We start from the raw sequence: 25,958 nt of genomic DNA, 5'->3' as shown, positions 1-25,958 counted from the left end.
TTTCCCAAAAAACAGCGCCGGACGCAGGTCAATCTGCTGCCGGCTTCTTATCTGACTGCCGGAGATGTCATGGAAATCAAAGATATTATTGCTTCCTTCGGCCTGGAGGTTATTACACTTCCCGATATTTCCACTTCCTTGTCCGGTCACCTGCTGACAGGCTTTTCTCCTTTGACGAGGGGGGGAACTCCACTGGATTCAGCCTGCCAGATGCTGGAGTCTTCCAGCACTATTGCCATTGGCGCGAGCATGGAACGTCCGGCACGTAGGCTGGATCATGCCGCAGGCATTCCCTACCACTTGTTTCCTGGTCTGTCTGGCTTGACGGCAAGCGATGCGTTCATACATTTTCTGCAGAAAATCAGCCACGAGCCAGTCCCCGTTCGATTTCGCTGGCAGCGTGAAAATCTGTTGGATAGCATGCTGGATGCCCATTTCTATTATTCCGGCGCTTCGGCTGTAGTAGCGCTAGAACCGGATCATCTGCTGTCGACCGCTGCCTGGTTGGAGGAGATGGGAGTGGAACTGAAGCGGCTAATTACACCCTGCAGCACACCCGCACTGCAAAAGACAGAACGGGAAGTTTGGATTGGTGATATGGATGATGCAGAGGAGCACGCACAGGGTGTCGATTTGTGGATCAGTAATTCACATGGAAGAAAGGGAGCGGCACGAGCCGGGGCCTCATTTGTACCGGCAGGCTTGCCGGTGTATGACGAGCTAGGCGCCCACACATCCGTCAGCGTCGGATACCGTGGAACCATGGAATGGGTGAACAAGGTGGGCAATGTGCTTGCTGAGAGGGGGAGAGGAGGATGAAGGTTGCATTTGCGACAGAAGACGGTGTGCTTGTGAATGCTCATTTTGGACAGAGTCCTATGTTCACTGTATTCGAAATCCGGCACTCAGGCGTTCAGTTTCTGGAGCATCGGCGGATAGCCCTGGGGAGCGATGAGAATGAGGCGGGCAAGATCGCCAGCCGAATTGGCCTGATCGAGGATTGTGCCTTGATCTTCCTGGTACAAATTGGCGCTTCGGCCGCCGCACAGGTTACCAAACGGACCATTATGCCTGTGAAGGTGGCCTTCGGTAGCACCATTGAGGAGCAGGTCCAGCGTCTCCAGAATATGTTGGCTCGTAATCCGCCCATGTGGCTTGCCAAAATCCTGCATGCTGAGGAGGGCACCGGCAAAGCCGAATCATGAACATCTTGTAAGGAAGGGCAACCATATATGATGTCAAGATCCTGCGGACCGAATATCTTAAGGGCGGAACCGCACATGAAGGGGATGGACGAATGGTACAGTTGCTGGAAGACAGTAGATACGGACGCCAGTTGAAGCTACTGGGAGTAGAGGGTCAGAACAGGCTAAAGCAGGCTACTGTTATGGTTGCAGGCATCGGAGGGTTGGGAGGGACAGCAGCGATGTACCTGACCGCTGCTGGAGTCGGAAAGCTGATATTGGCCCATGAGGGTGTAATCCATCTGCCCGATATGAATCGGCAGGTGCTGATGGACAGCGGACGAATCGGGGAGGAACGGATGGAGACGGCATTGGAGCACTTGCACCGTATCAATCCTGAGACACAGCTTGAGGGCCACGCCCACAGAATCACGGAAGAATCCTCTGGACCATGGGTAGAAGCAGCGGATATCGTGATTGACGCGCGATATGACTTTCCAGAAAGATATGCGCTCAACAGACTATGTGTTCGACATGGCAGACCGATGATAGAAGCGGCCATGTACGCCTATGAAGTATCATTGATGACCATTGATCCCCGTAGGACAGCATGCCTGGAATGTCTCTATCCGGAAGGAGGGCAACCTTGGGAACCTCTGGGATTTCCGGTCCTGGGAGCCACCTCCGGTTTGATTGGCTGTATGGCTGCACTGGAAGCGATCAAATGGATTACAAAAGCGGGCAATCTGTTCACTGACCGCATGTACCGTATGAATGTGCTGGATATGAGTAGCTACACCGTAGCGGTCAAACGCAACACGCATTGTCCGTGCTGCGGAACAGGAGGGGATACAGATGAGTCGGTTGCATATTTGTGATACGACACTTCGTGACGGGGAGCAGGCTCCGGGCGTTGCCTTTTCGTCTGAGGAGAAAACTGAAATTGCCATCATGCTGGACTCGGCGGGGGTGGAGCAGGCTGAGATCGGAATTCCGGCAATGGGAGAGGCGGAGTGCAGGTCTATTGCCAGGATTGCTGCTCTCGGACTCCAGATGAAGTTAATGACCTGGAATCGCGCGGTGTTCACTGATATTGATGCAGCTGAATCGACAGGTGTCGGATGGGCCCATATTTCGGTTCCTGTGTCGACAGTGCAGATGAAGGCCAAGCTGGGCATGAATCCTGAGCAGGTGACGGATCTGATCCGCAAGTCTGTTAATTACGGTCAGTGTAAAGGATTGACTGTTTCTGTAGGCTTTGAGGATGCTTCAAGGGCAGATGGCCTGTTCCTTGAGCAGTTGGCGAATCAGCTTTACAGGGATGGTATCCGGCGCTTAAGATATGCCGACACGCTGTCCGTTCACCATCCCGATGCCATAGCGGCTCGCATAGGCAGACTTGTATCGCGTGTGCCGCAGGATATGGAGCTTGAGATCCACTGTCATAATGATTATGGCCTGGCGCTAGCCAATACTCTGGCAGCTTTGCAGGCGGGAGCTGTCTGGGCCAGTACCACGGTGTCGGGACTTGGGGAAAGAGCGGGTAATACAGCGCTGGAGGAGGTAGTGATGTCGTGGAGGGACCTATATCAACGAACCTGCAGTGTTCGTCCCGAACTGCTGAACCCGCTGGCTGCACTGGTGTCCAAAGCCTCTAACCGAACCATTCCTGAAGGCAAGCCAATTGTGGGAGACATGATATTCGCCCATGAATCCGGCATACATATCAACGGTCTGCTAAAGGAGCGCGCCGCCTATCAGGCCCTTGATCCGTCTGAGCTAGGCACCGACCATTCGTTCGTACTCGGCAAACATTCGGGCAGAAGTGCAGTTCAATATATACTGGAGCAGGAAGGAATTGAAGCAGGTTCTGGTGAAATCAACTTCCTGCTGGAGCGGCTTCGCCTAGTCGGTGAAGACCCCAAGCGGGTCATCCGCAGCACGGACTTAAAGCACTGGCTGCAGTATTATCCAGCAGAGCTGCCAAAATAACTGAAAAGGCGTTCCCGTCCGGTAAGTGTGACCGTGACTGGAACGCTTTCTTTGTATGTTTTTTAACCCTGCAACTGGAGTCTCCAATTTGCTGGTTAAACGAAGCCGTTCAGAAGGGTATAATAAAATATAGTGCTATATAAAGTGCGTATATGGTATTACGCCACTTTGAATTCATACAACGATTAGGCGCTGATCTGGAAGGACGGCTATGGGCAATTGGAGGAATGCTTGTGGGAATGATGTTCTCTTTTCTAAAAAAATATCGGGTTCCAGCTATCGCGGCGCTCGTGATGATGTTGCTGGAACTGACGGTAGAGTTATCGCAGCCGTATTTGATCTCCAAAATCATAGATGAGGGCATTCGGCAGCAGGATTTGCCTGTCGTCTGGTTATGGGGCGGTGTACTGGTGGGCAGTGCTGTGATCGCTTTTATGGCGGGAATATCCAGCTCCTTTTTTGCATCGCATGCAAGTCAGGGGTTTGGCTATGATGTGCGGGAAAAGCTGTATCAAAAGGTGCAATCCTTTTCTTATCCAGTGTTCAAACGGTTTGCTACTTCGTCGTTGATTACCCGCCTGACGGGAGATGTCACGCAAGTACAAGATACGGTGTTTATGAGCTTGCGATTTATGACACGGGTTCCGCTGGTGGTCATCGGCAGTATTATAATGGCCTTGGTTGTACATTTTAGGCTTGGGCTGCTGCTGGCGGTTATGGCTCCGGTGTTGTTCGTATTTGTGCTGGTAATGATGCGGAGGACGGTCACTTTGTTTAAGGGTGTTCAGCGGCGCTTGGATGATGTTAATGGAGTAATCCAGGAGAATCTGACAGGCATTCGGCTTATTCGGGTTTTTGTGCGGATGCGGCATGAAATTGAACGCTTTGCCCATTACGGAAGCGAGTTGATGAAAGGGACGGTATCCGCTCTACGCTGGACAGAAACGACAATGCCGTTCATTTTATTTACGATGAATGTAGGGATTATTGCAGTGCTTTGGTTTGGGCGCGCTCAAATCTCCACTGGAGATGCCAGTGTAGGACAGGTGGTTGCAGTCGTCAATTATTCTTTGCGGACGATTGGAGCTTTGTCTGCCTTGTCCGGTATCGTGGTAGTATTTTCCCGGGCAACTGCATCCACAGGGCGGATTCGAGAGGTTTTGGAAACGCCTAATGAAGTGGGGCGCGAGTTGGAGGCTGTTCCAACACCTAACACACGGATTGAGGGACAGGTGGAAATGGATGGGGTGAGCTTTCATTATCCGGGCAGTGATTTGGCTGTATTAAAGGATATCTCCTTTAGGGCACGGCCGGGCGAGCGGATCGCTATTATGGGGGCTACTGGTTCGGGCAAATCCTCACTGGTGCAGTTGATTACACGTCTGTATGAAGAAGATGAAGGTTATGTCCGCTTTGACGGAAAGGACGCTCGTGAACTGGATGGGGCCATTCTCCGTGAGGCGATTGGTTATGTCCCTCAAGAGGTACTGCTATTCACAGGCTCGATCAGGGATAATATTGCTTGGGGGCTGGAAAATGCTAGCCTGGAGCAGATTCAGGAAGCCGCACGCATGGCACAAATCCATCCTATGATTGAACGCTTGCCGCAAGGCTATGACACCATGCTCGGGCAGCGTGGCGTGAATCTGTCCGGCGGACAGAAGCAGCGGCTTTCGATTGCCCGCGCACTGGTGCGCCAGCCCGCGGTGCTGATTCTGGACGACAGCACAAGCGCGCTGGATGTGGGGACGGAAACAGCATTGCTGAATGCACTCGATGGCCTGTCCTGTACGACATTTCTCATTACGCAGAAGATCAGCTCGACGGCATCCGCAGATCAGATTTTACTGCTGGATGAGGGACGCCTGATCGCTAGCGGAGATCATGAGCATCTCATGAACAGCTCAGAACTGTATCGACGTATCTATAAATCACAATACGGAAAGGAGGAGTCGCATGCTCAAGGAACTCATTGAACCATTCCGTCAACCTACACCGGAATCCGGTGTACTGCGAAACCCGGCAGGTGCTAAAGGACGACGCAAGGCCAAAGCGAAGAACTGGTCTGGCACGGTAGGGCGAATTTGGGCTTATCTGGCCCGTCGCAAGGCCAAGCTAATGCTGGTATTGTTCATGGTGTTGCTCAGCTCCGGGCTGTCGTTGCTGGGACCATATTTGGTCGGCGTAGCGGTGGATGATTTTCTCGAAGGTCCGGGTGGGCGCACATGGATTTATTTTCTCCTCGGATTAGCGGCTGTGTATCTGCTGAATTCGCTGACCTCCTGGCTGCAAAATATCTGGATGATTGAGATTGCTCAAGAGACGGTGTACCGCATGCGTTTCGATCTGTTTTCACATTTGCATCGACTCCCTATCCCTTTCTACGGCAAACGTCAGCAGGGAGAAATCATGAGCCGTCTGACCAATGATATCGAAAATGTCAGCTCTACGCTGAACAGCTCGGCCATTCAAATTTTTTCCAGTATATTGACGCTGATCGGTACACTCACGGTGATGCTGTGGTTAAGCCCGCTAATGACTTTGCTAACCTTTATCGTGGTGCCGTTAATGTCAGCCGGAATGCGCTGGATTACACGCCGCACCGGGCCTTTATATAAGGAAAAACAGAAAAACTTGGGCGAACTGAACGGATACATTGAAGAAACGCTGTCTGGTCAGCAGATTATTAAAGCATTTTCACAGGAAAAAAGAGTCATCCGTGGTTTTCGTGAGCGTAATGATCGTATTCGGCTGTCGGGCTTCTGGGCGCAAACGATTTCTGGCTTTATCCCCAAGCTGATGAACGGACTGAATAATCTTAGCTTTGCCATTGTAGCAGGGATCGGTGGAATTTTGGCCATTCACGGCTCGATTACTATCGGGACGATTATCGTATTTGTAGAATATGCTCGCCAGTTCACTAGACCGCTGAACGATTTGGCTAACCAGTGGAATACACTGTTATCCGCTATTGCCGGAGCTGAGCGCGTATTTGAAATATTGGACGAAGATGAAGAGTCCAAGGATGAACACGGCGCAGTCAAGTTGAAGCATGTAGAGGGAGCTGTACGGTTTACGGATGTTTCCTTTGGTTATGATGAGGGAAGCGCTACGCTGGAAGCCATCTCTTTTGAAGCTGAACCAGGTGAAATGATCGCGCTGGTCGGTCCGACTGGAGCAGGAAAAACGACACTGATCCAGCTTCTTTCCAGATTCTATAGCCCAGATAAGGGAACGATTACGCTGGATGGGCGCGACATTACGACCATAGAACGTGAAAGCTTGCGTTCCCATATGGCATTTGTGCTACAGGACACCTTCCTGTTTCAAGGGACCATTCGCGAAAATATCCGCTTCGGCAGGCTGGAAGCCACCGATGAGGAGGTTGAACAGGCATCGAAGCTGGCTAATGCCCACTCCTTTATCATGCGGATGAAGGACGGATACGACAAGGTGCTGGAAGCGAACGGCAGCGGTATCAGCCAAGGTCAAAAACAGCTGCTGGCGATTGCTCGTGCGATCTTGGCCAACCCTTCCATCCTGGTCCTCGACGAGGCGACCAGCAGCATTGACACCATCACCGAGATGAAAATCCAGGAAGGACTGGAACGGCTCATGCAGGGGCGTACAAGTTTTGTCATTGCGCATCGGTTAAATACCATACGTCGGGCTGACCGGATTTTGGTCTTAAAGGACGGCCGTCTGGACGAGCAAGGCTCTCATGAGGAGTTGCTGGCTCACAAAGGATTTTATAGTGATTTATATTATGGTCAGTTAAGAAAACAAAGCTCGTAAGCTGGCTCGATCAGATCTACAGGCATATTTAGAAAGGACTCCTTGAGACTCCTTTTCTAAATATGCCTTTTTTACGGGTATGCAACATCGAAATATACCTAGACACAGGTTCGCCTAAGAAAGCACTTGCTATATTGGTAGAACAAATAAGAGGGATGTTACAAGAGTTTGCACAACGGAAGCCTAATAGGTAAATCCGGCATAATGAGACTAGTTTCGTATGAGCTTGGCTCGTCAGGTTTGTATTTTTATTTACAATGGCCTCTATTTCAACTATGGTTTACACAGAGTAAAGGATTAATTAAAGTAATATACGTTGCCATATTAGCTTGATCTATTTCGCGGAGGTGCGGGGATGAACGGAAGTCTGTTTGAGCCAGGACTGCGGGACGGGGATTATATTCCCCGTTTTTTTGCTTACTATTACAAGCAATGGCGTGACTATACGATGTCTTATCACGATCATCATTCCACTGAGATCATGTATATGATTTCCGGCTTGTGCAGGGTAGATGTACAAACCGGAGAAGATACGGAAGAGAGCATTACACTTCGCAAAGGCGAGTTTATTATGCTGGACGCAGGTGTCCCACATCGGTTGGTGGTGGAAGGAGAACAACCGTGCCGGATGCTGAATGTAGAGTTTGGCTTTAAGGAAGGGGTGAGGGTAGGACCGTCTATCCAACAAATAGCTGCGGAGGAGCAGGAGCTCACGGCCTTTATGTCGCGTCCATTCCCGTATCTGGTGCTATCAGACCCGGAAGAGGTATATTATGCGCTGAAAAGTCTCGTGCTGGAGCTGGATCAACGTAAAGAACAGCCAGGTGCCATGGCAGAAATGCTTTTTATGCAATTGCTCGTACGAATTGCACGTCTGCGGGAAGAAGCAGAGCGCAGCAATACGCAGCAAACAGATTTGTACATCAAGCGATGCATTGAATTTCTTCATCTGAACTATGATCGGGATATTGCAGTCAAGGACATGGCCGCGGCCGTCAATCTGCACCCGGGGTATTTGCATCGAATTTTCAAAAAACATACAGGGCTAACGCTTACCGCATATTTAACGATGCTGCGAATGGACAAGGCCTGTATGCTGCTTCAGCAAACGGACATTCCTATACAAGAAATTGCTGATTATGTTGGCGTCGCCAGTAGACAGTATTTCCACATGTTGTTCAAAAAGCACACAGGTCAAACCCCTGTTGAATACCGCTCTGCCGTCGAGCGCGATGTGAGGAACTATGGGGAGGAGGGAGGAAGCTAATAACAAGAAGCCTCTGAACCCTTACCGATTAGGTCTGTATGAATTCAGAGGCTGTGTGATTTCAAGCATTATAGCACGTGTGGGGCTTCTTGAGAGCTAAAATAGTGTCATTTTCCGAGCCACATATTTTCCATCTGTTCAAGTGATCTCCCCTTGGTTTCGGGAACCTTGCGCCATATAAAGACTACGACGAACAACGAAATGGCTCCGAATATCCAAAAGGTACTGGACGGACCGGCTGAACCCAGCAGGGGAGGGAATGCCTGGGACACCAGATAATCGCCGGCCCATAATGCCATCGAAGCAATGGCGACTGCTTTGCCGCGAATGCGGTTTGGAAAGATCTCCGAGATCATAACCCATACGATTGGTCCAAGCGATATGGCGTAAGAGGCCACGTAGATCAATATCATGATCAGCACGAGTGGTCCGGTAGTTAAGCCCATTTTGAATGCGGCTCCAATAATGATCAAGCAGAGGGTCATTAACGAGGTGCCGATCATCAATAGAACCTTTCGCCCCACTTTGTCGATTAGCCATACGGACACGATGGTAAACAACACATTGATCAACCCGATCCAGATGGTCTGGGTCAGAGAAGCGTCCGTACCGAGTCCCATTCCTTTAAAGATAACCGGCGCATAATATAAAATGGCATTAATGCCGGTAATATGCTGCATAACAGCGAGCGCGATACCGATAAAGAGAGCAACCCGAATACCGGGCGCGAACAATTGTTTAAATGAGTTGTTTTCATTTTTGAACGATTCCTTGATATCACGCACTTCCTGCTTAGCGGCTTCTTCACCGTGAATTTTTAGCAGAATCGGCAAGGCTTCATAAGGTCGATTCTGTTTGATCAGCCATCTTGGGCTTTCGGGTATGAAGAGCATCAAGAGCATAAAGATTAGTCCGGGAACGGCTCCCACTCCGAACATCCAGCGCCAGGCGGTTGAGACACCCCAGGCTTCATCCCCTAAGCTGACGATCCACGAATTTTGAAAATAAACCAGGAAAATGCCCGTTACGATGGCCAGCTGATTTAAAGCAACCAAACGGCCTCGGTATTTGGCGGGAGCGATCTCTGCGTTATACACCGGACAAATGGTGGAAGTGATTCCTATGCCGACGCCGCCGATCATGCGAAAGATAACATACCCGGTGAACGAATCTTGAATCGCAGAGCAAATCGAGCCGACAACGAATAAAAATCCAGCAGCCAGCAATACCTTTTTTCTGCCGATCCTTTCACTCATGTAGCCAGAGAGAGCCGCTCCTGTAACACTTCCTACAATCAGACTCGACACCGCCCAACCAACCTGAAATTCGCTCAGCGAAAAACGCTGCTGTAGGAATTCAACTGCCCCCGAAACAACCGCGATATCAAAACCGAACAGTATGCCTCCAAGAGCAGCTACGATGGACACCAATGTCACAAACAGCATACTGGGTTTTTCTGATTGAAGCGCTTTCTGTTTAGCGCTTTCATTATGGATGATTACTCCCATATGATCATCTCCCCTCAGATTCCTAGAACCTCATTCCGTTCTTCGAGGAGAAGTATAACACGCACCTTCAAAAGAAAGGTCGGTGATCGTCTTCAATAAACGGACCTTTTCATGCACGATTTTGACTTCGATTCCCGAATTAGAGATGAAGGGACCGAAGCTAGCATTACCTTGTCATTTGAGCTTAAAAAAATCCATGTCGAGGGTCGACATGGATGAATTTCTGCTATTTTTGGCCTTTGAACTCTGTAGGAGGAACGCCCGTTATCTTCTTAAAGACGCGGCTAAAATAGTTCGGGTCCTTATAACCCACTTCAAAGCTGATTTCCTTAAGCGCAAGGTTGCCCTCCTTGATCAGAGCAATAGCTTTATCAATCCTTAGCCGGGTTACGAAGTCGATGAACGTTTCTCCGTATTCCTGCTTGAAGATTTTGCTGAAGTAGTGAGGATTCAAATGGACGAAATCAGCCACTTCTTCCAGTGAAAGATCATCGTTAAACCGTTCCTCAATATACATTTTTGCCCTGCCCAGCATAGTGTGTGTTTGAACCTCTCGCTGTTCGCGTATCCGTTGCAGTGCTGATATGACGTACGTTTGCTGAAGCATTCCTTTCTCCGCTTTGACGGCAGGCACGGATGCATTTCCAGTCTCTGACGACTTTAGTTCGTCAAAGTAGCAATAACCTCCATCGCGCTTGCGTAGGGTAGAGGCAAAAACAGCTTCGAAATAGGACTTGCGAAGTCCTTCCTCGCCGCTATGCAGCGATCCGATTCCAATAGCCGCCTTGATGCCAAATTGCTGGTGAGCAAGCTCGGAGAGCTGCTGAACAAGGTGTTTAATCAGTTGCCGCCAGTCGTCTTGGCTGGTAGTAGGCGGCTTTTGTAAAAAAGCGGCTACATGATGGTCAATCAAGGAGCTTACAATGGAATTTGGACCATGTGTTTTTACATAGCTTCGAAAATGGTCGTAAATTTTCTTTTTATCCTGCTCGTCCGTATATCCGTCAAAGGCGGCAATGATGGCGCTTCCCTGATCAAGAGGGAAGTCCAGCCATTCCGACAGCTGGGAAGCACTCGAATCCACCGTCTGGTCGACCATAAGCATTAGGGCCAGCTCATTTTCTGCGAGCGGCATTAGCTGTGAAATTTTGTGCCTAAGCTCCAATTCCTCCGTACGTGTCCGCTTCTCGCACTCAATTTCTTCAATCAGTCGTTTCAGTGTGCCGATGATGAGTTCTCGCTTTGCCGGCTTCAGAATATATTCTTTTACGCCCAAAGAGAGCGCCTCTTGGGCATAGGCAAAATAATCATAGGCAGTGACGAGCACAAATCGGGTATCGGGAAGACGTTCCTTTAATTCACGAAGCGCCTCAAGCCCGTCGATTCCGGGCATATTGATATCCAGAATGGCAATATGGGGACGGTGCTCCTCCGCACATTCGATTGCCATGCGGCCATTGCCGGCATGAATAAACCGGAATACCCCTGGCATCGCTCGTTCCACTGTTAATTCCAGTCCTTCCCTTTCCAAAGCCTCGTCATCCGCGATTAACAACCGATACATTCGTCTGCTCACTCTCCTGCTTGACTGGAATTCGTATTGTTATGGTAGTACCTCGTCCGGTACTGCTACTGATTTCAACCATTCCTTCTTTTCCGTAGAATAACTGCAACCGCCTAAACACGTTCTGCATTCCAAGTCCCGTTGAACTACTGCTTTCAGCTCTGCCCTCAAGACGAAGCACGGACAGTCGGGTTTCCTCCGCCATGCCTTTTCCATTGTCTGAAATTTCGATTTGCACATCCTGGTCAACTCTCGACAGCGTCAATGTGATAATAGCTCCGTTTTCCATATCCGCCACACCATGAAGAAAGGCGTTTTCAATCAACGGCTGGATCGTCAGGGCCGGAATCTGCTGCTGTAGTACAGAGGCGTCAAAGTGAAGATCAAAGCGAATTCGGTCCCGGAAACGTGCCTGCTGGATGGTTACATATTCGCCTATATGATCCAGTTCTTCCTTGAGCGTTACAGGTTTGTCCAGCTTTTGCAGACTGTACCGTAATAGATTGGACAGCGAAACGATCAGGTCGCTGGTCTTCTCCGCCCCTTCCAGGATCGCCAGTTTGGAGAGCACATTTAAGGTATTGAATAAAAAGTGTGGGTTAATTTGATTTTGCAGGGCCAGCAGCTCTAGCTCCTTTACAAGCCGCTGCATTTCCAGACTCTGTTTATCCTTTTCGATGAGGATGCTCAAGTCAGCAGACATTTGCGAAATGGCGTCTGCCAATACGCCTAGTTCGTCATCCCGCCGCGGTTGGGGCTTGATATCCAGATCACCTGTGGCAATCCGCTTGGCGAGTCCGACAAGTTTGCCGACAGGACCGGTAATGCTGCGCGAGACCCAGATTGCTAGCAAAACTCCCATCAGCGCGTTCATGCCGAACAATGCCACTCCCAATCCATTCATTTGCTCATTCTTGTTCCGAATGTTCTCGATGATCGGCCGGTAATAAGCCAGTTCAGCATCGATCAGTCGCTGCCCCTCCTCATGAATATAGCTGACGGTTTTTTCCGCTTCAATATAATGTTCAAAAGCCGATTGAGGCTCTTGTGCCTTTGCATCCAGAACGGCGGCTTGTTTCTGTTCCAGAAATGTGGACAACAGATTCACGTAGTCCTCCTCGGCGAAAGAAGGGTCGGTCGAGTCGGAGACATCCTGTATTTTGCCTTTCAACTGCTTTAATTGGTATTCTGTCGGTCCCTGCACACTCTTATCGCCTCTTGGATTGAGTAGAAAGGCATATAGGAGATTTAAGTTGCTCTCCGCCGCTTCGGAGGTTTGCTCGATGAGAAGAATGCGGCCAAGCATTTCATCGTAGCTTTGTTGTACGACCTTTCCGCTTTGGAATACAAAATAAGCGATGATATTGGCAAACACAACTAAAAGAGGGATGAACAGAAGCAGCTTCTTTCTGATCGTCATCGTCTGTCATCTCCGGACTTGTCGTCGGAAGTATCTGCATGCACTTCATATACTCTGGTGTATGTTAATTCCTGAGGATGGCTCCCCTTTAGATAATCATTTAGCAATTTTATGGCCTTGGCCCCCATTTCCTCTGGCTGTTGCACAATGGTCAGTTCGATTTTGCGATCTTGGATAGCTTTCAAAGTCTCGGCCATATCGTCAAAAGCGAAAATTTGTAAGTTCTGCGCTCCGCGCCGTTCTGAGGCCTCCAGAATGCCAAGGCCGTCCAGCGCACTGAATCCGACCATGTAGCGGATTTGCGGATACCGGGTGAGCATGTTCTGAGCTTGCTGGGCTGCCTGAAGCCGTGAAATATTGGAGGAGCGAATCTCCACAATGTGGAGATTGGGATAGCGGCTGATCACGGAACGAAAGCCGGCAAGCCTGAGTCGCTGATTCTCCACACGCTCGTTGCTGATCATCACTCCAATGTCGCCACGCTCTCCAGAAGCCTTCGCCAACAGCACGCCCATCTGTTTTCCTGCTCCTTCATTATCCGTTCCGACGTAAGCCAGCCTCCGGGAGTCCGGCTCATCCGTATCGATCGTGATGACAGGTATGCCAAGTCCGGCCGCTTTGTTGATTAACCGGCGATACTCCGGATCATTTATCCCTTGTACCAGGATGGCATCCGCCTTACTGGCGATGGCTTTGTCCAGCAATTTGATCTGCTCGGACGGATTAATGCGGTCTGGTCCGATATAATCGAGCCGCATACCGTACTGCTTCGCTTCCTTTCGAGCTCCTTGTTCGATGGACCGCCAGTAATAATTATCTAACTCTTGTGATATCAATACCACTTTGGTATCGGGACCCCTGTCTTTTGGTGAAACCGCCTTCAATTGTTCAGCAAATTGATGAATTTGAAAAGAAGACAGAGTGAACTGAAACAACAGCCAGCCAAATAGCAGCAAGACGGGGATAAGGATAAATGTCCATTTACGGTTTGACATGTCTTGCTCCTTTGGGAATATTTAGATACTCTACTCATTATACAGCAATAGAAGTAGCATTCGCAGCTATCGTCAAGGCAAGCAGTATCTGTTGATGCGAAAGTTAGGATTTTTGACACCTAAGTACGAATCTGGTCATGATTTTGATAACGTTTTCTACTGGCATGTTGCTACAATGACGGTATATTACAATTCTAATTACCGGAGGTTGAATGCCGTGTCATTTAAAGTAGCTTTTATTGGAGCAGGAAGCATCGGTTTTACCCGTGGAATTTTGCGAGATCTGTTATCGGTACCGGAGTTTAACGATATTGAAGTAGCTTTTACGGATATCAGTCAGCACAATCTGGATATGGTTACTGAACTGTGCCAGCGGGATATTCGTGAAAATGGTTTGTCCATACAAATACAGTCCTCTACGGATCGAAAAGTAGCTTTGAAGGATGCCAAATATGTCATTTGTACAATCCGTGTCGGCGGTCTGGAAGCCTTTGCGACCGATGTGGATATTCCGCTAAAATACGGTGTGGATCAATGCGTGGGCGATACACTATGTGCAGGAGGCATCATGTATGGTCAGCGTGGTATCGCTGAAATGCTGGAGATTTGTAAGGATATCCGCGAGCTAAGTGCACCGGATGTGCTATTGCTGAACTACTCGAATCCCATGGCGATGATGACCTGGGCCTGCAACAAGTACGGGGGTGTGCGTACGGTTGGTCTATGTCACGGCGTTCAGAATGGGCATCACCAAATTGCCGAGGTGTACGGTCTGGAGAAGCCGGATGTGGACATTGTATGCGCCGGAATCAACCACCAAACATGGTACGTCCAGGCATCGCATAAAGGCAAGGATTTGACAGCAGGGCTGCTGGAGGCTTTTGAACAGCATCCTGAATTTAGCCGCACCGAAAAGGTACGCATCGATATGCTTCGTCGTTTTGGCTACTACAGCACAGAATCGAATGGTCATCTCAGTGAATATGTACCTTGGTATCGGAAGCGTCCGAGCGAAATTCTGGACTGGATTGATCTGGGGAACTGGATCAACGGAGAGACAGGCGGCTATCTGCGTGTGTGTACGGAAGGACGCAACTGGTTTGAAACAGATTTCCCCAACTGGATGAAGGAAGAGCCACTGGAGTACAAGGCGGAAAATCGCGGTGAAGAGCACGGCTCATACATTATCGAAAGCCTGGAAACAGGACGTGTATACCGGGGGCACTTTAATGTCGTGAATAACGGTGTGATTTCCAACTTGCCGGACGATGCGATTATTGAAGCTCCTGGATATGTGGATCGGAACGGCATTTCTATGCCGCAAGTTGGAGAACTGCCGCTCGGTCCTGCTGCCGTGTGCAATGTTAGTATTTCCGTCCAGCGTTTGGCTGTCGAAGCGGCTGTACATGGTGACGATAAGCTGCTGCGCCAAGCGTTTATGATGGACCCGTTAGTGGGCGCGGTGTGTAATCCGAAAGAAATTTGGCAGATGGTCGATGAAATGCTAGTGGCACAGGAAGCATGGTTGCCGCAATACGGAGCAGCGATTGTCGAGGCGCGCCAACGTTTGGCTGCAGGCGATCTGATTCCAACCCGGCCTTATGAGGGAGCAGCACGACTTAAGGTGAAGACGGTTGAAGAAATGCAACTGGATCGGGATGCCGCCAATAAAAATGCAGGACAATCCGACAAAGGCAAGGATCGCGAAAAAGTACAGAACAGCAAGGCGTAACAGCTACTTGGTACAATCGCAGTAACGCTCATTCTATGGACCTGTTTATGAGCAGAGGTGGACTGTACAACGATAGAAGGGTGTTTTCATGGCCGTAGGCCTGGAACACTCTTTTTGCTGTCGATAGGTTTAACGATTTTAGCGTAGCTAGTAACGTGAGGTTTATCATTGTCGATTTGGGCTGACGGAAATTAAAGAATACAGTCTTGTTTTTTAGGATTCGACTTTTTGACTGTCGACCTTGAATCCGCTGAGAGCTTATCATAGTAGGGAAGTTCAACAAAAGATAGAACGGATCGTAGAAAAAAAGAGGCCTTCCCGAACCGTCGTTGTGGCAATTCATAGCCCTAATTAATAAATGTACTCCTTAATTTATTCAATTTACAGGAGATTTCCAGCTCACTATAATCTAACATAGGAGGTGACAAAAAGGGGAAAATGTAAGCGTATGAACAAATAGAAAGCGCTTACCTTTTACAGCTATGAACGCCACTTTTTTGTGGAAAGAGAGTAGGCGTAACACACATTTAATCATATAACAATCAGGTGCCGACATAGGAAGATTAACAAAATCTACGGAAAGATAGGTGAAGCAATTGAAAACAAAGCAAGTGCTTCGTAAAGGAATGAAGTATGCTTTTGCGCTATCACTCGTCGCAAGCAGCTTTCTACCAGGTGCAGGATTTACGGATAAAATACATGCAGAATCCCATGTCGATAATCCTTACCAAGGAGCGACAAAATATGTTAACCCTGATTATGCGGCTAGTGTCGACACATCGATTGCCAAGGTTACAGATGCGAACCTGAAGGCAAAAATGCAAACGGTCAAAACGTTCCCGACAGCCGTATGGCTTGATCGTATTGCTGCTATTAACGGTGGTGGGGGCAAGCTTGGCTTGGAAGCGCATTTGGACCAAGTATTGGCGCAAAAGAAAGGCAACATGCCGATTACGGCGGAATTCATTGTGTATGATCTGCCTGGACGGGATTGTCATGCCTTGGCTTCCAATGGTGAATTGCCGTTGACTCAGGCAGGTCTGGAAACGTACAAAAAGGATTATATTGACAAAATCGCTTCTATTTTTGCGAATCCCAAATATAAGGATATTCGCATCGTAGCGATCATTGAACCGGACAGTTTGCCAAATCTGGTAACCAATCTGGATACTCCCCAATGTGGACAAGCCAAATCTACAGGAATTTATGAGGCTGGCGTTAAATACACAATGAATAAGCTGAACGAGATTCCGAATGTGTACAAATACGTGGATATCGGTCACTCTGGCTGGTTAGGTTGGGATAACAACCGTGCAGCAACGGTATCTCTGTTTACCACTATCTTCAAAGATACTAGCAAAGGTTTATCCAGTGTGGATGGCTTTATCACGAATACAGCCAATACTTCACCGTTGACAGAACCGAATCTGCCTGATCCCAACCTGAATATTGGCGGGCAGCCGATCAAATCGTCCAAATTCTACGAATGGAATCCTAATTTCGATGAATCGGATTTCGCAGAGTCCTTGCATAGAGATTTTGTCAATGCAGGCTGGCCAAGCTCGCTCGGCATGTTAATTGATACCGGCCGTAATGGATGGGGGGGACCTAACCGTCCGACTTCCGCAGTCGGCAATGATATTAACTCCTATGTAAACTCAGGTCGTGTGGACAAACGTTCGCACCGTGGTAACTGGTGTAATAGCAGCGGAGCAGGGATGGGAACACCGCCACAAACGGCTCCAGCTGGCCATATCGATGCCTATGTCTGGGCGAAACCTCCAGGGGATTCCGATGGTTCCAGTTCGCTCATTCCGAACGATGAGGGCAAAGGCTTTGACCGTATGTGTGATCCTACCTATACAACCAAGGATGGCACATTAACGGATGCTTTGCCGAATGCACCTATTTCAGGAGCATGGTTCCATGATCAGTTTGTAATGCTGGTACAAAATGCGTACCCTGCAATCGTGCCTTCCAGTGGTGGTGTAGACCCAGCGCCTACAGCTCCAGCTGTACCTTCAGGCTTAAAGGCTGTTGTGGGTAATGCCCAAGTAACGCTGACTTGGAATGCGTCTACTGGTGCCGACAGCTACACGGTAAAACGTGCCACTAGCGAAGCAGGTCCTTTTACAACCGTTGCACCTCTTGTTACTGCAAGAGAGTACACGGATAAAGGGCTGACGAACGGAACAACTTACTTCTATGTTGTAAGTGCTACGAATGCAAAAGGAACAAGTAAGGATTCCGCAACGGTAAGCGCTGAACCCAAAGGTACACCGACCGATCCAACCGACCCTACTGATCCTACAGAGCCAGCAGGTGATTTGGTTGTCATGTATCGGGCCGGGGACACCGATCCAGCGAATAACGCGGCCAAGCCTTTTTTTAACCTGAAAAATAAAGGGACAACACCCGTGAAGCTGAGTGAGCTTAAAATCCGCTACTACTTCACAAAAGATGGCAGCCAAGAGCTGCAATCTGCGGTAGACTGGGCGCAAGTAGGTAATGATAACGTACTGCGTACCATTACAGACAAGTATATTGAACTCGGTTTCAGTGCTGCTGCCGGTACGCTTGCTGCTGGGGCGCAAACAGGTGATATTCAGATCCGCATGAACCATAGCGACTGGTCTAATCTGAATGAATCCAATGACTACTCTTTCGATCCAACCAAAACCTCTTATGCTGAATGGAACAAAGTTACGTTGTTCCACAACGATAAGCTGGTATGGGGAATCGAGCCTTAGGATGTAGGTGGAATTTGCATTGTACACTTGAGTAATTGAAATGGATGGTTAAAAAGGTTGCGGCACAACTGCCGTAGCCTTTTTTTAACGTCTTCGAATAAAGAATTCGATGACCAAGGGAATAAGCATTCAAATTGTGTATAATGAAAAAAAAGAATGCTGTTCTACTAATGGAGGGTCATCATGGGCAAAAAGTTAATCTTAGACTGAGAGTGAAGCTCAAGCACCGACTACGGTAGATGTGGCGCTTCAAGTAGACGCAGAGCGATTTTTGCGTCATTTTCTTAGCCGGGTGGTATAAAAAAATAATCTAAAGATTGCCGATGAACCTGCATCGGCAATCTTTGTGCATATATGTTTTAATTACTTTCATATTAAAATAGGGCTAGTTAGAAAAACTGCCGAACCACAAAGGAGGAGATTCATTGTGTTTTCTGCTGCTCGGCGACTGCCTTTGCTGGAACATATGTATAATCATGCCCCGACAGGAATCGTGATTTTGTCGAGGGAGGGGAAGTGTCTGTACGTCAATCCCGCCTTTTGCAAAATGGTCGGATATGAGCAGGAGGAATTACTGGATATCCGATATTACCATCTTTTGTATCATGAGGCTCAGGATCAGCAAGGGTTGAGGGAGGCCTATGCAGGCTGGCTAAAGGCAACGGATCAAGTCTACAAGACAGAGCTGCGTTTAAAGCATAAACGGGGAACAACCGTCTGGCTAGCGCTGGAATTAACCATATTTGATGATGAGGCTACCGAGCAGTCTTATTTGATTGCGTATGCAATGGATATCACGGAGAAAAAGGACATGGAGCAGGTGCTTTCGGACAATGAGGATTTGTACATGTTGATTACCGAAAATACGCCGGATGTCATCTCCTACAGCACGGCAGACGGCGTACTTCAATATATTTCTCCTTCGGTGGAAAAACTTCTTGGCTATACGAAACAGGAGATGCTTGGGAAAAAACGATTGCAATTTTACCATGTCGAAGATGCCGATTACATGCGTGTACATGGAATGTTCAAGGAAACAGGCATCATGAAGCGGCGTGTCCGTCATAAGGACGGGCACTACTTGTGGCTGGAGGTATCGTTCCGCGTTATTCGGGATGAGCGAGGCAAAATCAAGCGGGTTCTGTCCATTGGCCGGAATATCACAGAGCGACAAAAGAGCGAGGAGAACCTGGCAAAAGCTCAACAGTTGGCGATGTTCGGCTCCTGGGATTGGGATCTGGTCAACAATGTTATGCATTTTTCCAAGGAATTTCGCAGCATATTTGGCTATCTCGTCAAGCCGGTTGAAACAAGTATTGACGCCTTCATGAAGGCGATTCATCCTGAAGATACAGAACGGATGAAACAGATTATCAACAACGTTATTTTAAAGGGAATTCACGAAGAAACCTTTTATCGGATCGTATTGCCCACTGGGGAACAGAAGGTACTGCGTTCGATCTGGGAAGCTGAGATGGACGAGCAGGCAGGCAAGCCTGTTCAAGTGGTCGGAATGATACAGGACGTTACAGAGCATCGGGAAATCGAGCAGCGTCTACGTGAAAGTGAAAACCGTTATAAGTCCCTATTCCAGCATAATCCGCTTGGGATATGCGCTATGGATATGGAAGGTCATATTTTGAGTGTGAATCCAAGTCTGGAGCAGCTTACGGGTTATACGAGGGATGAGCTGCTTGGATCTGAACTCCTTGTAATGGCTTCCTCTGAGGAACAGGACAAAATCAAGCGTCATATGGAACTGGCCAGACAGGGGGAGACACAAACCTATGAATCGGAATTCATACATAAGGAGGGGGAGCGTCTATTCATCAAGATGACTCATATCCCGATTTTCGTGCAAGAGGACATTGTAGGCTGCTACGGGATTATAGAAAATGTGACCCCTCTTAAAAACTACATCGCTCAAATTGAAAAGCTCAGCAACGAGCATTCGCTCATTTTGAATGCGGTATCCGAAGGAATTGTGGGTTTGAGTACCGAAGGACATGTCCGCTTTATGAATCCGGCAGCTGTCGAGATGTTCGGCGTAGGCTCAGCCAATCCGCTGAACAGTTCATGTATAGACATGATTCGCCATGCTAACGAAATAGGCAGCCATTTTCCAGACGAGCAGGCTTCTATTCTGCAAGCGATTCGCAGCGGCGCTTCTTATCAGGCAGAGGAAGCTGTATTTTGGAAAAAAGACGGGTCCAGTTTTCTGGCCTCCTACCGAATCAGCCCTTTGATGGATAACGGTGAGCGAAAAGGAGCTGTGATGGTTTTTGTAGACAGGACGAATGAAAAGGAGATTATTCGGGCCAAGGAGTCGGCCGAACGTGCCGATCGGGCCAAGTCTGAATTTCTGTCTGTGATGAGTCATGAGCTGCGTACACCGATGAATGGCATTATAGGTATGGCAGGGTTGCTGGCAGACACCGAATTAGATGAGGAGCAGCGTAGCTATATTGATATTATTACCAGCAGTAGCAACGCTTTAATGCAGATATTGAATGAGATCCTGGATTTGAGCAAAATCGAAGCTGGCAAAATGTCATTGCTGCATGAGTCTTTTGTGCTGGAGGAAGTGGTTGGCAGTGTAGCTGACCTATTCATGACGCAGGCTATGGAAAAAGGCCTCCAGCTAGAATGGCATGTAGATCAGGAAATACCAGGAATGCTGGTCGGTGACCATGTGCGTATCCGACAGATATTGGTGAACTTGGTGAGCAATGCGATCAAATTTACGGAGCGGGGGCGGGTAAATATTTTTGTGGAGAGAAAGGCCTACAGCCACCGTAAAAAGAAATGCCTGATTGAGTTCAGTGTAACCGATACTGGAATCGGCATCCCGGCAGATCGTCAGCATCTATTGTTTCAGCCTTTTTCCCAGCTTCATCCGGCATTGAACCGGAAATATGGAGGGACAGGCCTCGGCTTGTCCATTTGCAAAAACCTGGTCAAGCTAATGGGGGGCTCTATTGGCGTGGACAGCGATGAGGCCAGAGGAGCAACATTCCGATTCCAGCTGGACCTAAAGCTGCCAGAGGGGCAGACGCTTGCGAATATAGACCGTGATCAGCCTTATGATTCAAAGGAAGACTAAAAAGAAATAGCCGTGATGCAACCTGCATCACGGCTATTTCTGTAAGAAAGCAGCAAAGAAAAGATTGACAAACTGTTCTAACTGTACTATTAATGATAGTACAGTTAGAACAGTTGACCTATATAAATTGAATTTGAGTCAGTGTTGAAAGGAGGAAGTCCATGTTCGAGCTGGATATCCGCAGCCGCAAGCCGATCTATGAGCAGCTTATGGAAAAGGTCAAGGAAATGGTCGTATACGGATCGCTTCAGCCGGATGAGCAATTGCCTTCTGTACGGGCATTGTCCGCTCAACTTACGGTGAATCCGAATACGATTCAGAAGGCGTATCGCGAGCTGGAACGTGAAGGATATATCTATTCCGTTCAAGGCAAAGGCAGCTTTGTCACGCCTACCCAGCAGCAGCCGCAACAAATAAAGCGAGACGAGATCCGGGCGGCATTGTTAAAACAGATGATCGAAGCTGTCTATTTCGGTTTTACACAGCAGGAAGTGGACGACATATACGTGGAAGCTATGCAGACAAAGGAAAGGGGGATGTCCCTTGATTGAATTAAGGGAAGTCACAAAGACATTTACAGAAGAAAAAGCTGTTGACCAGCTAGCCCTTACGGTAAAGAAGGGCTCCATTTTTGGACTGCTGGGCTCGAATGGGGCAGGGAAAACAACCTTGCTCAAAATCATTGCCGGAATTTATCGACCCGATGCTGGCAAGGTGTTAATCGGGGGACAGCCGGTATATGAGCAGCCTGAAGTCAAGCAGCACATTCTGTTTTTGCCGGATACCCCCTATTTCTTCCCGCAAGCGACAATTCGCCAAATGGCCCGCTTTTACCGCTCCATTTATCCAAGCTGGAGTGAGGAACGCTACAAACAGCTTACAGATATTTTCAAGCTGGACCCGAAGCGCAAGCTTCACCGTTTTTCCAAGGGAATGAAGCGTCAAGCCGCTTTTTTGCTTGCCTTGAGCTGTATGCCTGAGCTGCTGGTTTTGGATGAACCCATTGATGGTCTGGACCCGGTGATGCGTAGAATGATCAAAAATCTCTTGTTCCAAGAAACCGCTGCACGTGAAATGACTGTCGTAATCTCATCTCATAATTTGCGTGAGATTGAAGATATGTGTGATCATGTCGGCATTATGCACCAAGGACGGATGCTGTTGGAAAAAGAGGTTGACGACCTCAAATCTGATACGCATAAGGTGCAGGTTGCTTTTCGGGACAGCATACATGAGGAAGCTGTCTGTGGTCAGCTTTCGGTCGTACATAAGGAGCGCAGGGGCAGTGTTCTGCTGCTTATTATCCGGGGTGAGCGAGAGCGGATTACTGAGACGATTGAAGCGTATGAGCCGCATGTCTTCGATTTGCTGCCCCTGACGCTTGAGGAAATTTTCATTTATGAAATGGAGGACGCAGGTTATGACATCCAACCGATTCTTCTGTAGCGGCGGCGTAATTCGCCAATGCCTGAGACAGCATGGCTGGATCGGTCTATTGTACTTGGTAGGATTGCTGTTTACAGTACTGCTGCCATTGTTTATGAGCATTGGTGATGAACAACCGCGAGTGGTTTTAAAAAGCTTGTTCGATAGCACTGACTCGGGTAATGAATTGCAAAAATTAATTTTAATGACCGTACCCGTGCTGGCAGGTGTGATGCTGCTTCGTTTTGTTCAGCGACAGGGGCCATCCGATTTGTATCACAGCCTACCTTTGCGTAGAGAGCATTTATTAACATCACATGTAATTAGCGGTCTTATTCTTTTACTTGTACCTGTATGGCTGACTGCGGGAGTAATTGCTTGGGTTAACACGTCAGTCGAACTGCCTTATATTTTTCAAATTAATGACGTTGGATCGTGGGCTTTGGTCGTGTCCGTCTTTACGATTTTCTTGTTTACTTTTACGGTGTTTGTAGGGATTTGCGTGGGACAATCGTTGCTACAGACCGTAGTAGTGTATGTTTTGCTCCTATTGCCTCAGTTTCTATTCATGATGATAGGGCGTTTTCTGGAACGTAATTTATACGGATATGTGCGGGTGCGAGAAACCGTTGTTCAATATATTAACGGCTCGGAGTTTCGCAGCAATAATAATGTTTGGGAAAACTTATCGCCGTTTGTACGCATTATGGACAACTTGCCGCAGCGTGCCTTTTCCTACATGGAGCTACTTGCCTATTTAGGTGTTTCTCTGTTGTTTGTTGCCTTGAGTTATGGTTTGTATCGTAAACGCTTGGTCGAGAAGGCGACTCAGGCCATAGCATTTCCTTTCTTGCAGCCTTTGTTCAAGGCAGGAGTCACATTATGCGCCATGCTTATACTAGGCGATTATTTTTATAATGCAGGTACAAGAGGAGCAGCAAATTGGTCGATTTTTGGGTATGCACTTGGAGCTGTTCTAGGCTATATCGTTGTAGAAATGGTCATCCGCAAGACGTGGCAAATTGTGCGTGTTCGAGCTTTGGTGGAAATGGTCGTGTACGGTGTGATCATGGGGCTGGTACTATATATCCCGATATCAGGTTGGTTGGGTTATGAGGGGCGGATTCCAACAGCACACTCCGTAGAAAAAGTTTATGTCGGACGAGAGGAACCTCTAGGGGGAGATGCACAGACAGAAGCTTATTACTCCCAAGACAGGGCCTATATCGCCTCTGTGCTGAATTTACATCGTGAACTCGTACGTGCACATGCAGCTGGCGAGAAAACATTGTCCAAAAACCTGGCCGTCGAATCGGCATTCATAGTCTACCGTTTGGATGATGGTTCCACCATGACTCGGCGCTATACATTCCCGGAGAAGCCTTTCCGGACAGAGCTGGCTAAAGTGATGGGAGCTGAGCCTTATAAAACGGTAAGATACAAGCTGGATAAGCTGCAAGAAAAAGCGGAGACGATTAATATCCAATCCGTAGATGATAATGAAAGACGAGTGGTTTTAACCAATCCAAAAGAAACTCGTGAATTTAAAGATATACTCAGAGAAGAAGTATTAAATATGAGTTATAGCGAAATGCAATCAGAGGAATATCCATTGGGGAGTATTTCTATTACAAATAAAGAATCATCTTCTACCCATAACGAACCGAGATGGCAGCGTGAAATTTCATTTAATTGGCCGGCTTCCTACCACAAGCTTACAGGTTGGCTAGAGCAAAAGGGGTATGCGGATAAGGTGATCATTGATTCCAAGGATATTTTTTCGATACGGGCTGTTCCTATTATTGCTGAAGAGCTTGAACCTTATCAACCCAATCAGTATATTGACGACTATAAACTATTTAAAAGCATCCAACAGAAGCACAAAGCAATAACGATTGAAAATCCGAAGCTGTGGAGCACTGTACTGGAAAAGCGTAGATCTAATAGCTTTACTCCAAATATGGCGAAAGGCACTTACCTGGTTCAGGTCAAGATCAAACCTTTATTTAGTTCAGATCCCCACACAGGCTATTACTATTTTACTCCAAACGATATGACACCGGAGCTTGCCAAGGCATTACCAGCAGTTCCCTAAGCTCCTACGAGGGACAGTATCTGGTTTGGATAGCATATGATTTTTCATTCATTTCGGATACGGGACGAGTGGCGAGCGAGCCTTTGGACTGGTCTTATGCCAGCAAGGCTTTGGCATTGATTCATTCCTCCAAAGCGATGCTGGATATGGGCACAGGCGGGGGAGAGCTATTGTCGCGGTTACGCCCTTTTCCAGAGATCGTTTGTGCGACAGAGGCATATGCACCGAACGTTCCTATCGCCAAGGCAAGATTGGAGCCGCTGGGTGTGCGCGTGATGGCTATACATGATGGCGACTCCCTTCCGTTTGGCGATGCCGGGTTCGATCTTGTGCTGAACAAGCATGAGTCATTTTCGCCAGCGGAAGTGCGCCGTATTATGCGTCCAGGAGGTACGTTTTTGACTCAACAGACGGGAGGTCTGGATTGTGCAGGCATTAACGCACGATTGGGAGCGCCTGATTACATGTATGCGGACTGGACTCTTTCTAAAGCACTTGCAGGTTTGAAAAGCAATGGTTTTGAAATCGTAGAGCAGCGGGAGCAGTTTCCGACACAGCGATTTTACGATATTGGAGCGATTGTCTATTACTTAAAAGTAATTGAATGGCAGATTGCAGACTTCCAGCTAGAGAAATATATAGAACAGCTGTATGGTCTGTATTTGGATATTAAACGTGATGGGTACTGGGACGTGAAGCAACATCGTTTTTTGATCCATGCCAGAGCAATATAAAGAGGATTCGATACCAAAAAGCCTTTCCCGCGGGAGAGGCTTTTTTGGTTATACATATTAGGGTAAGAACAAGATCAGAAGCCACATGGCGGTTGGCAGTGAAATACCAATGGCTATTGCTATATAGGGCAAGGGGGTTCTGAGGTAACTTTTAAAGTCCTCCTCCTTGTCCTTTTTCTCATGATAGAACGCTACCTGTGTTGTAAAGCTGTGAAGTAGCTTGAGTGCTTCGTCGCTGGGAAGGGGCTGTAGGGAATGCCACAGATCATCGTGTGCTTTTTGGAGCAATGCAGCATCTGATGTATGGTTTGGCTGATCGGTTAAGGACATTTTTACCATCCTTTCGTATACTAATCTTTACCATAATTGTACAATGAAGAAGCAATGGCTGACA

General features: G+C 48.1%; 19 protein-coding genes. 14 read left to right on the top strand and 5 right to left on the bottom strand.

The window, feature by feature from the left end; genetic code table 11:
* From AC5V8P_RS01880 to AC5V8P_RS01850, 7 genes are all read left to right on the top strand, one after another.
* Positions 1-819: nitrogenase component 1 (locus AC5V8P_RS01880; RefSeq protein WP_495473547.1), on the top strand; the 819-nt coding region annotated here is incomplete at its 5' end.
* A complete protein-coding gene (locus AC5V8P_RS01875) occupies positions 816-1,205 on the top strand; it encodes a NifB/NifX family molybdenum-iron cluster-binding protein (protein WP_063212484.1) in 390 nt (129 codons plus the stop codon). The genes AC5V8P_RS01880 and AC5V8P_RS01875, both read left to right, overlap by 4 nt.
* A 92-nt stretch (positions 1,206-1,297) precedes the next feature.
* Complete coding sequence (locus AC5V8P_RS01870) at positions 1,298-2,062, top strand: HesA/MoeB/ThiF family protein (RefSeq protein WP_064795553.1); 765 nt, start codon at positions 1,298-1,300, stop codon at positions 2,060-2,062.
* A complete protein-coding gene (locus AC5V8P_RS01865; RefSeq protein WP_064795552.1) occupies positions 2,040-3,176 on the top strand; it encodes a hydroxymethylglutaryl-CoA lyase-like TIM-barrel protein in 1,137 nt (378 codons plus the stop codon). The genes AC5V8P_RS01870 and AC5V8P_RS01865 overlap by 23 nt, the downstream gene beginning before the upstream one ends.
* 239 nt (positions 3,177-3,415) lie before the next feature.
* Complete coding sequence (locus AC5V8P_RS01860; protein WP_081276714.1) at positions 3,416-5,152, top strand: ABC transporter ATP-binding protein; 1,737 nt, start codon at positions 3,416-3,418, stop codon at positions 5,150-5,152.
* On the top strand, positions 5,133-6,971 hold the full coding sequence (locus tag AC5V8P_RS01855) for an ABC transporter ATP-binding protein (protein ID WP_064795550.1): 1,839 nt from the start codon (positions 5,133-5,135) through the stop codon (positions 6,969-6,971). The genes AC5V8P_RS01860 and AC5V8P_RS01855 overlap by 20 nt, the downstream gene beginning before the upstream one ends.
* Before the next feature lie 355 nt (positions 6,972-7,326).
* Complete coding sequence (locus tag AC5V8P_RS01850) at positions 7,327-8,238, top strand: AraC family transcriptional regulator (protein WP_063212479.1); 912 nt, start codon at positions 7,327-7,329, stop codon at positions 8,236-8,238.
* Between the two features lie 107 nt (positions 8,239-8,345).
* On the opposite strand, the gene AC5V8P_RS01845 is transcribed toward AC5V8P_RS01850, so the two are convergent.
* The 4 genes from AC5V8P_RS01845 to AC5V8P_RS01830 all read right to left on the bottom strand — a co-directional run bounded on the left by AC5V8P_RS01845 (position 8,346) and on the right by AC5V8P_RS01830 (position 13,725).
* Positions 8,346-9,746, bottom strand: coding sequence for a sugar porter family MFS transporter (locus AC5V8P_RS01845; RefSeq protein WP_064795549.1), 1,401 nt, complete (start codon positions 9,744-9,746; stop codon positions 8,346-8,348).
* A 226-nt stretch (positions 9,747-9,972) separates the two neighbouring features.
* Positions 9,973-11,310, bottom strand: a complete 1,338-nt coding sequence (locus tag AC5V8P_RS01840) for a response regulator (RefSeq protein ID WP_064795548.1) — start codon at positions 11,308-11,310, stop codon at positions 9,973-9,975.
* Complete coding sequence (locus tag AC5V8P_RS01835) at positions 11,285-12,730, bottom strand: sensor histidine kinase (RefSeq protein WP_064795547.1); 1,446 nt, start codon at positions 12,728-12,730, stop codon at positions 11,285-11,287. Before AC5V8P_RS01835 ends, AC5V8P_RS01840 begins: the two co-directional genes overlap by 26 nt.
* Complete coding sequence (locus AC5V8P_RS01830; protein WP_064795546.1) at positions 12,727-13,725, bottom strand: sugar-binding protein; 999 nt, start codon at positions 13,723-13,725, stop codon at positions 12,727-12,729. The genes AC5V8P_RS01835 and AC5V8P_RS01830 overlap by 4 nt, the downstream gene beginning before the upstream one ends.
* A gap of 217 nt (positions 13,726-13,942) precedes the next feature.
* Here AC5V8P_RS01830 and AC5V8P_RS01825 point away from each other — a divergent pair, with 217 nt between their 5' ends.
* The 7 genes from AC5V8P_RS01825 to AC5V8P_RS01795 all read left to right on the top strand — a co-directional run bounded on the left by AC5V8P_RS01825 (position 13,943) and on the right by AC5V8P_RS01795 (position 25,564).
* Positions 13,943-15,457: an alpha-glucosidase/alpha-galactosidase gene (locus AC5V8P_RS01825; RefSeq protein WP_064795545.1), complete on the top strand. Its 1,515-nt coding sequence runs from the start codon at positions 13,943-13,945 to the stop codon at positions 15,455-15,457.
* 587 nt (positions 15,458-16,044) lie between these two features.
* The gene (locus AC5V8P_RS01820; protein ID WP_064795544.1) at positions 16,045-18,207 is read left to right on the top strand and encodes a glycoside hydrolase family 6 protein; all 2,163 of its coding nucleotides are present in this window, start codon (positions 16,045-16,047) and stop codon (positions 18,205-18,207) included.
* A 427-nt stretch (positions 18,208-18,634) separates the two neighbouring features.
* Positions 18,635-21,310 carry a PAS domain S-box protein gene (locus tag AC5V8P_RS01815; protein ID WP_063212472.1) on the top strand — a complete coding sequence of 892 codons (2,676 nt, stop codon included), beginning with the start codon at positions 18,635-18,637 and terminating at the stop codon, positions 21,308-21,310.
* Positions 21,311-21,471: 161 nt separating this feature from the next.
* Positions 21,472-21,861, top strand: a complete 390-nt coding sequence (locus tag AC5V8P_RS01810; protein WP_063212471.1) for a GntR family transcriptional regulator — start codon at positions 21,472-21,474, stop codon at positions 21,859-21,861.
* Positions 21,854-22,756: an ABC transporter ATP-binding protein gene (locus AC5V8P_RS01805; RefSeq protein WP_064795543.1), complete on the top strand. Its 903-nt coding sequence runs from the start codon at positions 21,854-21,856 to the stop codon at positions 22,754-22,756. Before AC5V8P_RS01810 ends, AC5V8P_RS01805 begins: the two co-directional genes overlap by 8 nt.
* Positions 22,731-24,830 carry a DUF6449 domain-containing protein gene (locus AC5V8P_RS01800; RefSeq protein ID WP_064795542.1) on the top strand — a complete coding sequence of 700 codons (2,100 nt, stop codon included), beginning with the start codon at positions 22,731-22,733 and terminating at the stop codon, positions 24,828-24,830. Before AC5V8P_RS01805 ends, AC5V8P_RS01800 begins: the two co-directional genes overlap by 26 nt.
* Positions 24,812-25,564, top strand: coding sequence for a class I SAM-dependent methyltransferase (locus AC5V8P_RS01795; RefSeq protein ID WP_064795541.1), 753 nt, complete (start codon positions 24,812-24,814; stop codon positions 25,562-25,564). Before AC5V8P_RS01800 ends, AC5V8P_RS01795 begins: the two co-directional genes overlap by 19 nt.
* A gap of 57 nt (positions 25,565-25,621) precedes the next feature.
* Here AC5V8P_RS01795 and AC5V8P_RS01790 read toward each other — a convergent pair whose 3' ends face one another.
* A complete protein-coding gene (locus tag AC5V8P_RS01790; RefSeq protein WP_063212467.1) occupies positions 25,622-25,894 on the bottom strand; it encodes a hypothetical protein in 273 nt (90 codons plus the stop codon).
* Positions 25,895-25,958: the final 64 nt, after the last annotated feature.

The organism is Paenibacillus sp. N119s, from assembly GCF_059447605.1.
The sequence above is the reverse complement of the archived record's forward strand: the minus strand, read 5'-3'. Positions and strand labels throughout refer to the sequence as shown.